At 62.5% G+C, this 12608-nt stretch carries 10 protein-coding genes; 9 read left to right on the top strand and 1 reads right to left on the bottom strand.

Annotation, left to right across the window (positions count from 1 at the left end):
* Positions 1–26: 26 nt before the first annotated feature.
* A complete protein-coding gene (locus ACZ9IU_RS18580) occupies positions 27–3188 on the top strand; it encodes an efflux RND transporter permease subunit (RefSeq protein ID WP_038545631.1) in 3162 nt (1053 codons plus the stop codon).
* Here the strand turns inward: ACZ9IU_RS18580 and ACZ9IU_RS18575 are convergent.
* Positions 3134–4123 carry a LysR family transcriptional regulator gene (locus ACZ9IU_RS18575; protein ID WP_051899818.1) on the bottom strand — a complete coding sequence of 330 codons (990 nt, stop codon included), beginning with the start codon at positions 4121–4123 and terminating at the stop codon, positions 3134–3136. The genes ACZ9IU_RS18580 and ACZ9IU_RS18575 overlap by 55 nt on opposite strands.
* Before the next feature lie 184 nt (positions 4124–4307).
* Between ACZ9IU_RS18575 and ACZ9IU_RS18570 the strand changes: the two genes are divergently transcribed.
* The 8 genes from ACZ9IU_RS18570 (at position 4308) to mmsB (ending at position 12588) form a co-directional block, all read left to right on the top strand.
* Positions 4308–5534 (top strand): ABC transporter substrate-binding protein, encoded by a 1227-nt coding sequence (locus tag ACZ9IU_RS18570; RefSeq protein ID WP_038545628.1) that lies wholly within the window; start codon positions 4308–4310, stop codon positions 5532–5534.
* Positions 5534–6316 carry an ABC transporter ATP-binding protein gene (locus ACZ9IU_RS18565; protein ID WP_038545625.1) on the top strand — a complete coding sequence of 261 codons (783 nt, stop codon included), beginning with the start codon at positions 5534–5536 and terminating at the stop codon, positions 6314–6316. Before ACZ9IU_RS18570 ends, ACZ9IU_RS18565 begins: the two co-directional genes overlap by 1 nt.
* Positions 6316–7017, top strand: coding sequence for an ABC transporter ATP-binding protein (locus ACZ9IU_RS18560; protein ID WP_038545622.1), 702 nt, complete (start codon positions 6316–6318; stop codon positions 7015–7017). The genes ACZ9IU_RS18565 and ACZ9IU_RS18560 overlap by 1 nt, the downstream gene beginning before the upstream one ends.
* A gap of 4 nt (positions 7018–7021) precedes the next feature.
* A complete protein-coding gene (locus ACZ9IU_RS18555; protein WP_038545619.1) occupies positions 7022–7909 on the top strand; it encodes a branched-chain amino acid ABC transporter permease in 888 nt (295 codons plus the stop codon).
* A 1-nt stretch (position 7910) separates the two neighbouring features.
* Positions 7911–8909 carry a branched-chain amino acid ABC transporter permease gene (locus tag ACZ9IU_RS18550; protein WP_038545616.1) on the top strand — a complete coding sequence of 333 codons (999 nt, stop codon included), beginning with the start codon at positions 7911–7913 and terminating at the stop codon, positions 8907–8909.
* 70 nt (positions 8910–8979) lie between these two features.
* Complete coding sequence (locus ACZ9IU_RS18545) at positions 8980–10575, top strand: GMC family oxidoreductase (RefSeq protein ID WP_038545614.1); 1596 nt, start codon at positions 8980–8982, stop codon at positions 10573–10575.
* Between the two features lie 13 nt (positions 10576–10588).
* Complete coding sequence (locus tag ACZ9IU_RS18540) at positions 10589–11668, top strand: enoyl-CoA hydratase/isomerase family protein (protein WP_038545611.1); 1080 nt, start codon at positions 10589–10591, stop codon at positions 11666–11668.
* A gap of 26 nt (positions 11669–11694) precedes the next feature.
* On the top strand, positions 11695–12588 hold the full coding sequence (gene mmsB / locus ACZ9IU_RS18535; protein ID WP_038545607.1) for a 3-hydroxyisobutyrate dehydrogenase: 894 nt from the start codon (positions 11695–11697) through the stop codon (positions 12586–12588).
* Positions 12589–12608 lie beyond the last annotated feature (20 nt).

Here is a 12608-nt window from a genome sequence, read left to right as displayed (position 1 = left end):
TCGCCCGGCTTAAAGGACCCAAGACCATGAGCTCCTCTCATCAGGCCAATCCCCAGGAAAAGGCCCGGTTCAACCTGTCCCGCTGGGCGATTGCCCATCCGAGCATCGCCCGTTTTCTCTTCGGCCTCATCATCGTCATGGGCGCACTCGGCGTCATGAACATGGGGCAGAAGGAAGACCCGGACTTCACCTTCCGCGTCATGGTCGTGCAGACCGTCTGGCCCGGCGCCTCCATTCAGGAGATGCAGGACCAGGTCGTCAACAAGATCGAGCGAAAGCTGCAGGAAACCCCGCATCTCGACTGGGTCAAGTCCTATACCCGCGCCGGCGTGGCGATCACCACGATACAGATCAAGGGCGACACCAATACCGCCCAGGTCAACGACGCCTTCTATCAGGTTCGCAAGAAGGTCGGGGACATCGCCCAGGATCTGCCGGCAGGCCTGCTCGGTCCCTATTTCAACGACGAGTTCGGCGATACCTACATCACCCTCAACTCGATCAGCGGTGAAGGCTACAGCTATCCTGAACTGAAGCAGTTCGCGATCCAGGCCCGCGACATGCTGCTCGCCACACCCGGCGTCGAAAAGGCGGTCATCCTCGGCGACCAGCCGCAGAAGATCTTCATCGACGTCTCGTCGAAGGCGCTCGCCGAGCGCGGCCTCACTGTCCTCAACATCCGCGATGCGTTGTCCGGCCAGAACAATATCGATCCCGCCGGCAACGTTCAGACCGCCGATCGGTCGGTGCGGATCGCGGTCGAAGGCGGCGTCACCACGCCGGAAGACATCCGCGAACTACGCCTCAAGGCCGGCAGCCAGGTGATCCGGCTCGGCGATATCGCCACCGTCACCGCCGGCCTCGAAAACCCCTATCAGCGCAAGTTCCGCTTCAACGGCCACGACAGCGTCCAGCTTGGCGTCGTCATGGCCAAGGGCTTCAAGGTCACCGATGTCGGCCATCAGGTCGAGGCGACCTATGAGCGCTTCGAACAGACGCTACCGGTCGGCGTATCCGTCGAGCAGGTCTCCAACCAGCCGGAAGTCGTCACCGAAGCGGTCGGCGAATTCACCCAGGCCCTGCTGGAAGCTCTCGTCATCGTCCTCATCGTCTCGCTGATCTCGATCGGCTGGCGTTCGGGCATCGTCATCGCCATCACCATTCCGCTGGTTCTGTCAGCTACGTTCGCGATCATGTTCTACATGGGCATCGAGCTGCAGCGCATCTCGCTCGGCGCGCTGATCATCGCGCTCGGCCTGCTCGTCGACGATGCGATGATCGTCGTCGAGATGATGGAACGGAAGCTGGAGGAGGGGCTCGCACGCCTCGATGCCGCCACCTTCGCCTATTCATCCACCGCCTTTCCAATGCTGACCGGCACATTGATCACCACTGCCGGCTTCATCCCGGTCGGGTTCGCCGATTCCACCGCCGGCGAATACGTGCGCACGCTGTTCTACGTGGTGGGCATCGCGCTCGTCGTGTCGTGGTTCGTGGCCGTCTATTTCACTCCCTGGCTCGGCTACATGATCCTCAAGCAGCGGGCGCACGCAGGCACCCATCACGATGCTTACGACACACGGATGTATCGTGGTGTCCGACGTGCGGTCGGCTGGTCCGTGCGTCACAGGGCGATCGTGCTGCTCCTCACCCTCGGCGTCTTCGCGGGCAGTCTCTGGTCCTTCCAGTTCATCCCGCAGAGCTTCTTCCCGCAGTCCTCGCGGCCGGAAATCCTCGTCGATCTGTGGCTGCCGGAAGGCACGGCCATCGAGGAAGTGGAACGCCAGGCAAAAGCCCTTGAAGACAAGATCCTGCCCGACCAGGACAAGACCTTCGTCGCGACCTATATCGGCGAAGGCGCCCCGCGCTTCTTCCTGCCGCTCGACCAGCAGCTCCGCAACCCGAACTACGCGCAGCTCCTCATCATGTCGAAGGACGTGGACGCCCGCGAACGGCTGATCGTCAAGCTCAGGGGTATCCTCGCACAGGACTTCCCGACCGTACGCGGCAAGGTCGATCGTCTGTTCCTCGGCCCGCCGGTCGGCTGGCCCGTCCAGATGCGTGTCACCGGTCCCGACGCGGCGGAAGTCCGCCGGATCGCCGACCAGGTCAAGGAACGTTACCAGCAGCAGCCGCTGTTCGGCGCCATCCACGACGACTGGATGGAACCGGTGACGGCCATGAAACTGGTCATCGACCAGGATCGCGCCCGCGCTCTCGGCGTCACCTCCCAGCGCGTCCGCCAGATGCTGCAATCGGCTACCGCCGGTGCGCCGATCAGCGACTTCCGCGATGGCGAAGAGACGGTCTCGATCGTTGTCCGCGAGCCGGATGCCACCCGCAACCTGCTCTCGGCCGTCCAGTCGGTCTACGTGCCGACGGATTTCGGCGGCTTCGTGCCGGTCTCGCAGATCGCCAAGGTCGTGCCGGTTCTCGAACAGGGTATCGAGTGGCGCCGCGACCGCCTGCCGACGATCACCGTCAAGGCGACGCTGCCGGACGGCGTGGAACCGACCCAGGTGTCGCTCAACCTCTACAACAGCATGGCTGACCTGCGCGCCAGCCTGCCTGCCGGCTACCATGTCGACATCCAGGGCGGTGCGGAGGATGCAGCCGAAAGCCAGAACTCGATCGCTGCCAAGGCACCGATCATGCTCCTGGTCATCCTCGTGCTGCTGATGATCCAGCTGCAGCATTTCGGCAAAGCGATGATGGTGCTGGCAACCGGCCCGCTCGGCATCATCGGCGCCGCCATGGCGCTGCTCCTGACCGGCGCGCCGTTCGGCTTCGTGGCGATCCTCGGGGTCATCGCGCTGCTCGGCATCATCATCCGCAACTCGATCATCCTGGTCGACCAGATCGACCAGGACATCGCGGCCGGCATGGAGCGGATGGAGGCGATCGTCGGCGCGGCCGTGCGTCGTTTCCGGCCGATCATGCTGACGGCGCTGACAGCCGTGCTGGCGCTGTACCCGATCTCGCGCGGCGTGTTCTGGGGTCCGCTCGCCTATGCGATGATGGGCGGCATCTTGGTTGCCACCGTGCTGACCATCCTGGTCCTCCCGGCCGCCTATGCCCTCTTCTTCGGCCGCGAGCCGAAGAAGGCCAAAACCGACGACAGGACGCCCGCCAATCAGGGCGACCTTTTCGACAGCCGCGACGACGACCTGCCGATGGCAGCGGAGTGACGGCGAGCGCCTTCCTCGGGAGCCTGGTAACTCCTGAGGAAGGCGTGCTGATTGGCCCGGACGGACTGGAAGATATAGTCCGTCACCATCCGCACGCGCGGGATCTGGCTCAGGTCCCGATGGCACATCAGCCAGTAGCCGCGTCTCAGCTCCACCTCCTCCGGTAGCACGATTTCGAGGTCAGGCTGGACGCGGGTGATGAAATGCGGCAGCACGCAGAGGCCGAGCCCGTTCAGCGTCGCGGTCAATTGCGCAAAAATGCTGGAGCTCTGGAAGCGCGCCTTGATGCCCGGATGGACGTCGCCGAGATAGTCTAGCCCTGGCGCGAAGATCATGTCCTCGATATAGCCGATGAACGGATGCGACAGCAGATCCTGCCGGCTGCGGATCGGACCCACCTTGGACAGGTAGGATTTCGCCCCATAGACGTTGAGGCTGTAGTCGGTAAGCTTTTCCGTAAGATAAGGCCCTTCCTTCGGCGGATCGAGCGAGACGGCGATATCGGCTTCCTTGCGCGACAGCGACATGATCTGCTGGATCGTCACCAGTTCCAGCGAGATGTTCGGATGGCTGTCGCAGAAGCTGCGGATCTTGTCGGCGAAGAAGAAATTCGCAAACCCTTCCGGCGTGCTTAAGCGCACCACGCCGCGCTGTGCCGTGGTGCCCGAGGCGACATCCGCCTGCAGCCGGTCCGCCTCGGTCTCGATCCGTTCTGCCGTTTCGATGAACCGCTGGCCCATGCTGGTCAGTACATACCCGCGCGGATTGCGTTCGAACAGCTTGACCTTGAGCGCGAATTCCAGCCGGTCGATACGCCGGGACACGGTGGCGTGGCTGGTGCGCAATTGGCGAGCCGCGGTGGACAGCTGGCCGCTGCGCGCCACTGCCAGAAAATATTGAAGATCGTCCCAGGTGAAGTTCTGATTGTTGCTCAATACGTTCCCGTCTGTTCAAAAATGCACAGATGCTGTTTGCAATTAATTACAGAGACCTGCTTGCGTCAACGGCGGTTTTCCTGAACCATGCAATCCGGAGCAGCCGCTTTGAGGAGAACGGCTCACCAATTTTGAACAGACCTCTGGCCAAATTTTCTGGGCACATTCTCTGGGAGGAGAAATCATGCACAAGACAATTCTGACATCACTTGTAACATCCCTGGCGGTGCTTCTCGCAAGCGGCGCGGCATTCGCGCAGAGCGCGCCCGGGGGCGTGTCCGACAACAAGGTCAAGATCGGCATCCTGAACGACCAGTCGGGCGTCTATTCCGAGTTCGGCGGCAAGTCGTCGGTCGAGGCGGCCAAGATGGCGGTCGAGGATTTCGGTGGCAAGGTTCTGGGGCAGCCGATCGAGATCGTCGATGCCGACCATCAGAACAAGCCGGATATCGCCTCCAACATCGCCCGCCAGTGGTACGACACGCAGCAGGTCGATGCGATCATGGAACTGACGACCTCGTCTGTCGCGCTCGCCGTGCAGGCGATCGGCAAGGAAAAGAAGAAGATCGACATCGTCACGGGCGCGGCGACCACCGATCTGACCGGCAAGGCCTGCACCCCCTATGGCTTCCACTGGGCCTATGACACGCATGCGCTCGCGGTTGGCACCGGCGGCGCGCTCGTCAAGCAGGGCGGCGACAGCTGGTTCTTCCTCACCGCCGATTACGCCTTCGGTTATTCGCTGGAACAGCAGACCGGCGATTTCGTGAAGTCTTCCGGCGGCAAGATCGTCGGCGCGGTCCGCCATCCGCTCGCCACCACCGATTTCTCGTCCTTCCTGCTGCAGGCCCAGTCCTCCGGTGCCAAGGTCATTGGCCTTGCCAATGCCGGCCTCGACACGGCGAACGCCATCAAGCAGGCGGCGGAGTTCGGCATCACCGCCGGCGGCCAGCGGCTTGCGGCACTGCTCTTCACACTCGCCGAAGTGCACGGCCTCGGCCTGCAGGCGGCACAGGGCCTGACCCTGACCGAGGGGTATTACTGGAACCTCGACGACAAGAGCCGCGAATTTGCGAAAAAGTTCTTCGCCCGCACCAAAAAGATGCCGAACATGGTCCATAGCGGCACCTATTCGGCGGTCACGCAGTATCTGAAGGCGGTCCAGAAAGCCGGCACCGACGATGCGGATGCCGTTTCCAAGGCGCTGCACGAAATGCCGGTGGACGATTTCTACGCCCGCGGCGGCACGGTCGCCAAGAACGGTCGGATGATCCACGACATGTACCTGCTGCAGGTCAAGAAGCCGGGCGAAAGCAAGGAGCCCTGGGATTATTTCACGGTGCTGGCCACCATCCCCGGCAAAGAGGCCTACATGGATCCCGCCAAGAGCGGCTGCGATCTGGTGAAGTAATGGCGGTCGCCGCAACAGCAAAACAAGAAGAGCCGCGGGTGGTGTTATCCGCCCGCGGCCTCTCGAAGAGCTTCGGCGCCTTCATGGCGGTGAAAAACGTCGATCTCGACGTCCGTCACGCGCGTGTCCACGCCTTGATCGGCCCGAACGGCGCCGGCAAGACCACGGTCTTCAACCTGCTCACCAAATTCCTGCAGCCGACGGCGGGTTCGATCACGCTTCTGGGCACCGACATCACCAGAACGCAGCCGGACAGGATCGCGCGGATGGGGCTGGTGCGGTCCTTCCAGATTTCGGCGGTCTTTCCGCATCTGACGGTGCTCGACAACGTGCGCGTCGCGCTGCAGCGGCCGAACGGGCTTTCGACGCAGTTCTGGCTGCCCGTCTCCTCGCTCGATCGGCTGAATGCGCGGGCCGACGAATTGATCGAGTCGGTCGGCCTGAAGCGCGAACGCAATGCGCTCGCCGCCGACCTTTCCTATGGCCGCAAGCGCGTGCTGGAGATCGCGACGACGCTGGCGCTCGATCCCAAGGTGCTGCTGCTCGACGAGCCGATGGCCGGCATGGGGCAGGAGGATATCGGCACCGTTTCCAACATCATTCGCGAGGTGGCAAAGACCCGTGCGGTGCTGATGGTCGAACACAATCTCTCCGTCGTCGCCGACATCTGCCACCATGTGACGGTGCTCCAGCGCGGCGAAATCCTCGCCGAGGGCGACTATGCCACCGTCAGCCAAGACCCGCGGGTCCGCACCGCCTATATGGGCACGGAGGAGGCTTGATGGCACCCTTGTTGCAAGTTTCCAACCTCAATGCCTGGTACGGCGAAAGCCATGTCCTGCACGGTGTCGATATGACCGTCGGGGAAGGCGAGACGATCACCATTCTCGGCCGCAACGGCGTCGGTAAGACGACGACGCTCAGGACCATCGTCGGCATCATCCGCGAGCGGAAGGGCGAAATCCGCTTTGCCGGCAAGGATATGGCCAACGTGCCGCTGCACAAGACCGCGCATAACGGCATCGGCTTCGTACCGGAGGAGCGCGGTATCTTTTCGACGCTGACCGTCGAGGAAAACCTGATGCTGCCGCCGGTGGTGGCCGAAGGCGGCATGTCGCTCGAGGAGATCTACGAGCTCTTCCCCAACCTCCAGGAGCGTCGCTCCAGCCCCGGCACCAAGCTCTCCGGTGGCGAGCAGCAGATGCTGGCGATCGCCCGCATCCTGCGCACCGGCGTCAAGCTGCTGATCCTCGACGAACCGACCGAAGGCCTGGCGCCGGTCATCGTGCAGCGGATCGGCGAGGTGCTGAAGACGCTGAAGGAACGCGGCATGACGGTGCTTCTGGTGGAGCAGAATTTCCGCTTCGCGAGCCGCGTCGCCGACCGGTTCTATCTGATGGATCACGGGCGGATGGTCGCGAATTTCCCGGTGGCTGAGCTGCCGGGCAAGATGGACATGCTGCATAAAGTGCTGGGAGTGTGACGTTATGACGATGATCTTCGGCATACCGCTTCAGGCCTTTCTCGGGCAGCTCCTGATCGGCCTGATCAACGGGTCCTTCTACGCGCTTCTGAGCCTCGGCCTTGCGGTCATCTTCGGTCTTCTGCGCGTCATCAACTTCGCCCATGGCGCGCAATACATGCTCGGCGCCTTTGCGGCGATGCTGATGCTGGAATATTTCGGCATCAACTATTGGGTCGCGCTGATCCTCGGGCCGATCGTCGTCGGTCTGTTCGGAGCCGTCATCGAACGGACGATGTTGTCGCGGCTCTACAATCTCGATCCGCTTTATGGCCTGCTCTTCACGTTCGGCCTGGCGCTGGCCATCGAGGGCACGTTCCGGTATCTCTATGGTGCCGCGGGCCAGCCTTATTCGGTGCCGGCGCAGCTTGCCGGCGGCACCAACCTCGGCTTCATGTTCCTGCCCATCTATCGCGGCTGGGTGGTCGTCGTGTCGCTGGTCGCCTGCATTGGCACATGGCTGCTGATCGAGAAGACCAAGCTCGGCGCCTATCTGCGCGCCGCTACGGAAAACCCGGTCCTGGTCCAGGCTTTCGGCGTCAACGTGCCGGTGCTCCTGACGCTGACCTATGGGTTGGGGGCAGCACTCGCCGCCTTTGCCGGCGTGCTGGCTGCGCCGATCTACCAGGTCTCGCCGCTGATGGGTTCGAACATCATCATCGTCGTTTTCGCGGTGGTCGTGGTCGGCGGCATGGGCTCGATCATGGGCGCCATCCTCACCGGCTACATGCTCGGTATTGCAGAGGGCCTCACCAAGGTGTTCTATCCGGAAGCATCCAACATCGTGATCTTCGTGATCATGGCAATCGTGCTTCTACTCCGGCCAGCCGGCCTTTTCGGACGGGATGCGTGAGATGAGCGAGATGACCCAAACCGCTGCCAAGCCGCGTATCGAACGGTCGGCCACCGCTTCCAGGACCTATGCGATCTTCCTGGTTATCGGTCTCGTGGCCCTGATCCTCGCGCCGATGTTCTTCTACCCGATCTTCCTGATGAAGCTCTTGTGCTTCGCGCTGTTTGCCTGCGCCTTCAACCTGCTGCTTGGCTATACTGGGCTGCTCTCCTTCGGTCATGCGACCTTCTTCGGCGGGGCGGCCTATTTCACTGCCCATGTGGTCAAGGAATGGGGCTTTCCGCCGGAACTCGGCATTCTGACCGGCGTCGCGGGCGCTGCGTTGCTCGGCCTGATCATGGGGTTCTTCGCGATCCGCCGGCAGGGCATCTATTTCGCGATGATCACGCTGGCTCTGTCGCAGATGTTCTTTTTCTTCTGCCTGCAAGCGAAGTTTACCGAGGGCGAGGACGGCATCCAGTCGGTGCCGCGGGGCCATCTGTTCGGCTTCATCGATCTCTCGGGCTCAACCAACATGTATTACTTCGTGCTTGGTGTGTTTCTGATCGGCATGGTGATCATCTGGCGGTTCATCAATTCGCCCTTCGGCATGATCCTCCGGTCGATCCGCGAGAACGAGCCGCGCGCGATTTCGCTCGGTTACTCCGTCGCCCGCTACAAGCTCGGCGCCTTCGTGATGTCGGCGGCGCTGGCCGGTCTTGCGGGCGGGCTGAAGGCGCTGGTCTTCCAGTTCGCGACGCTAACGGATGTCGCCTGGCAGATGTCCGGCGAAGTGATCCTGATGACGCTGCTTGGCGGGATAGGCACGCTGATCGGGCCGATCTTCGGAGCCGGCCTGGTGGTCACGCTGCAGAACTATCTGGCGACGTCGCAATTTCCGGTAACGATTGTCACCGGCGTGATCTTCATGGTCTGCGTCCTCGTCTTCCGGCGGGGCATTATCGGAGAATTCTACGCCTCCCGGCTCGGCCGGAAGCTCGGTTTCGAGCATAGACGATAAGATAGAGGGAGGGCGCAGGGATGCGGCTGCGGACATGGTTCGCGGGGCGCATTTCCCTGGAGCATGAAGCATGGAAAATTACGACTACATTGTCATCGGGGCGGGCAGCGCCGGCTGCGTCCTCGCCAATCGGCTATCGAAGGATCCCGGCAACCGTGTACTGATCCTCGAAGCGGGCGGCAACGATAACTATCACTGGGTGCATATTCCGGTCGGTTACCTCTACTGCATCAACAATCCGCGCACCGACTGGTGTTTCACGACCGAGAAGGAAGAGGGGCTGAACGGCCGATCGCTCTCCTACCCGCGCGGAAAAATCCTCGGCGGCTGCTCGTCGATCAACGGCATGATCTACATGCGCGGACAGGCTTACGACTACGACATGTGGCGGCAGATGGGCTGCACCGGCTGGGGCTGGGACGACGTCCTGCCGATCTTCAAGAAATCTCAGGATTTCTACAAGGGTGCCGACGACATGCACGGCGCCGGCGGCGAATGGCGCATCGAAAAGCAGCGTCTTCGCTGGGCCGTGCTCGACAGCTTCCAGAAGGCGGCGCAAGAGGCCGGTATTCCGATCGTCGACGACTTCAATCGCGGCAATAACGAAGGCTCCAGCTATTTCGACGTCAACCAGCGCTCCGGCATCCGCTGGAACACGTCGAAGGCCTTTCTGCGCCCGGCGATGAAACGGCCGAACCTCACGGTGCTCACCAAGGCGCATGTGCGGAAGCTGATCATCGAAAACGGCGAGGTGAAGGGCGTAGAGTTCCAGCACGATGGGGTGGCGAAGAAGGCCTATGCGAAACGCGAAACGGTGCTCAGCGCCGGCGCGATCGGCACGCCGCATATCCTCGAGCTCTCCGGCATTGGCCGCGGCGATATCCTGCAAAACGCGGGCGTCGAGGTGGTCAAGGAAGTGAAGGGCGTCGGCGAGAACCTGCAGGACCACCTGCAGCTCCGCCTCGTCTACAAGGTGACCGGCGTTCCGACCCTCAACGAAAAGGCTTCGAGCCTGATCGGCAAGGCCTCGATCGGGCTGGAATATGCGCTGAAGCGCTCCGGGCCGATGTCTATGGCGCCGAGCCAGCTCGGCATCTTCACCAAATCCGGGCCGGACAAGGAGACGCCGGATCTCGAATACCACGTCCAGCCGGTGTCGCTCGACAAGTTCGGCGAACCGGTCCACTCGTTCCCTGCAATGACTGCCAGTGTGTGCAATCTTCGTCCCGAAAGCCGCGGTTCGGTGCATCTCAAAAGCCCGGACTTTGCGGCAGCGCCAGGTATCCATCCGAACTACCTGTCGACCGCGGCCGACCGCGACGTTGCCGTCAAATCGATCCGGATCACCCGCGAGATCGTCAAAAAGCCGGCGTTTGCGCGCTATCATCCGGAGGAATACAAGCCGGGTCCGTCCTACGAGACCGATGCGGACCTCGAAAAGGCAGCCGGCGACATCGGCACGACGATCTTCCATCCGGTCGGCACCGCGCGGATGGGATCCGATCCGGACAGCGTCGTCGATCCCCGCCTGAAAATGCGCGCAGTCGGAAGGCTGCGTATCGCCGATGCCTCGATCATGCCTAATATAGTCTCCGGCAACACCAATTCGCCGACGATCATGATCGCCGAAAAGGCGGCGGAGATGATCCTGGCGGACAATCGGTAGACCGGAGAAACGCATGCCCGATACCTCCATCCAGAGCGACGAAGTCCTCATCGACCGCATCGGTTCGGCCGCCGTCATTCTGCTTAACCGACCGAAGGCGCTGAATAGTTTGAACTCCGCCATGGTGCGAGCGATGAAGGCCGCGCTGGAGGAATTTGCCGGCAATCCGGAAATCTCCTGCGTCGTCGTCAAGGGCGAGGGGGAGCGTGGCCTCTGCGCTGGCGGTGACATCCGTGTCATCTACGAGAGCGGCAAATCGGACGATCCGGAGGTCACGCGGTTCTGGCGCGAGGAATTCCCGGTCAACTACATGATCTCCCGCTACGAAAAGCCGTATGTGGCGCTGATGGACGGCATCGTCATGGGCGGCGGCGTCGGCGTCGCCTCGCACGGAAAACACCGGATCGTCACGGAACGCACCCGTCTCGCGATGCCGGAAACCGGCATCGGCTACGTGCCGGATGTCGGCGCCACCTGGCTGCTTCCCCGCGCGCCCGGGGAGACGGGCACCTGGATGGGGCTGACAGGCGAAGTGATCGGCGCGGCGGACGCCATCTATACCAATCTTGCCGATGTGAACGTGCCCTCGGAGAGGCTTGCCCCGCTTGTCGAGGCGTTGGGGGAACTGAAAGGCGGCGCGTCCGACGAGCAGGTGAGGGCGGTGATCGATCGTTTCGCCGTTGCGCCGGGCGAAAGCCCACTCGAAGCCCACCGCGACCTGATCGACCGGGTTTTCCGCTTCGACACGGTCGAGGAGGTTGTGGAAGCCCTGAATAGAGAGGATGATGAATTCTCCATCAGGACGCGCGACATCGTCGCCAAGCGGTCGCCGACCAGCCTCAAGCTCGCGCTTCGGCTCATCAGGCGCGGCCGCGAAAGTTCGAGCCTCGTCGAATGCCTGGAGCGGGAATTTACCGTCGGCGCCGAGATCTTACGCAACCACGATTTCTACGAGGGCGTGCGCGCCGCGATCATCGACAAGGACCGCAATCCGAAATGGTCTCCGGCAACGCTGGAGGAGGTCGGCGATACGGATCTTGACCGCTACTTCGCTGCGCGGCATCCGGTTCTGTTTCCGGATCACAGGCTTTAAAACAACAACGACGACGGGAGGAAGACATGAGCAAGATCGCTTTCGTGGGCCTTGGCAATATGGGCGGGCCGATGGCCGCCAATCTTGTGAAAGCCGGCCATGAGGTGCGCGGCTTCGACCTGTCGGAAGCGTCGGTAAAGGCAGCCGCCGAGACGGGCGTGAAGGCCTCCGGAGCGCTGGCGGAAGCCGTTAGCGATGCGGAATGTGTCATCACCATGCTGCCCAAGGGCCAGCATGTGGTCGCCGTCTGGACCGATCTCACCACGCTCATCCCCGAGGGTACCCTGGTCATTGACTGCTCGACCATTGATGTGGAAAGCGCCCGCAAGGCGCATGAACTAGCCGACGTCATGAACTGCATCTCGCTTGATGCACCCGTCTCCGGCGGCACCGGCGGGGCGGCGGCCGGCACGCTGACCTTCATGGTCGGCGGTTCGGAAAAGGCGTTCGCCCTGGGCAAGCCGATCCTCGAGGCGATGGGAAAGAAGATCGTCCATTGCGGCAACGCCGGCGCCGGCCAGGCGGCCAAGATCTGCAACAACATGATCTTGGGCATCTCGATGATCGGCGTCTGCGAAGCATTTGGCCTCGCGGAAAAGCTCGGCCTTTCGCATCAGGCGCTGTTCGACGTCGCCTCAACCTCGTCAGGCCAGTGCTGGTCGCTCACCACCTATTGCCCGGTGCCGGGCCCGGTGCCGGCCTCGCCGGCGAATAACGACTACAGGCCGGGTTTTGCGGCAGCGCTGATGCTGAAGGACCTGACGCTGTCGCAGGAGGCCGCAAGACAGTCTGGTGCAGCCACACCGCTTGGCGCCCACGCGGCCGAGCTTTATGCCGAGTTTGAGCGGACCGGGCACGGCGCGGACGATTTTTCCGCCATCATCCAGATGCTGCGGGGTAAGGCGGGCGGGATGAGCTAGGCCGATTGATCAGTCCGGCG

It is taken from the genome of Mesorhizobium sp. USDA 4132 (assembly GCF_056279545.1).
Note: the sequence above shows the minus strand (reverse complement) of the source record. Positions and strands in the feature narration are given on the sequence as shown.

Excerpts from the sequence above, each read along its gene's own strand:
- ACZ9IU_RS18580 (WP_038545631.1), top strand. The coding sequence starts at position 27 with ATGAGCTCCTCTCATCAGGCCAATCCCCAGGAAAAGGCCCGGTTCAAC.
- ACZ9IU_RS18570 (WP_038545628.1), top strand. The coding sequence starts at position 4,308 with ATGCACAAGACAATTCTGACATCACTTGTAACATCCCTGGCGGTGCTT.
- ACZ9IU_RS18565 (WP_038545625.1), top strand. The coding sequence starts at position 5,534 with ATGGCGGTCGCCGCAACAGCAAAACAAGAAGAGCCGCGGGTGGTGTTA.
- ACZ9IU_RS18560 (WP_038545622.1), top strand. The coding sequence starts at position 6,316 with ATGGCACCCTTGTTGCAAGTTTCCAACCTCAATGCCTGGTACGGCGAA.
- ACZ9IU_RS18555 (WP_038545619.1), top strand. The coding sequence starts at position 7,022 with ATGACGATGATCTTCGGCATACCGCTTCAGGCCTTTCTCGGGCAGCTC.
- ACZ9IU_RS18550 (WP_038545616.1), top strand. The coding sequence starts at position 7,911 with ATGAGCGAGATGACCCAAACCGCTGCCAAGCCGCGTATCGAACGGTCG.
- ACZ9IU_RS18545 (WP_038545614.1), top strand. The coding sequence starts at position 8,980 with ATGGAAAATTACGACTACATTGTCATCGGGGCGGGCAGCGCCGGCTGC.
- ACZ9IU_RS18540 (WP_038545611.1), top strand. The coding sequence starts at position 10,589 with ATGCCCGATACCTCCATCCAGAGCGACGAAGTCCTCATCGACCGCATC.
- mmsB (WP_038545607.1), top strand. The coding sequence starts at position 11,695 with ATGAGCAAGATCGCTTTCGTGGGCCTTGGCAATATGGGCGGGCCGATG.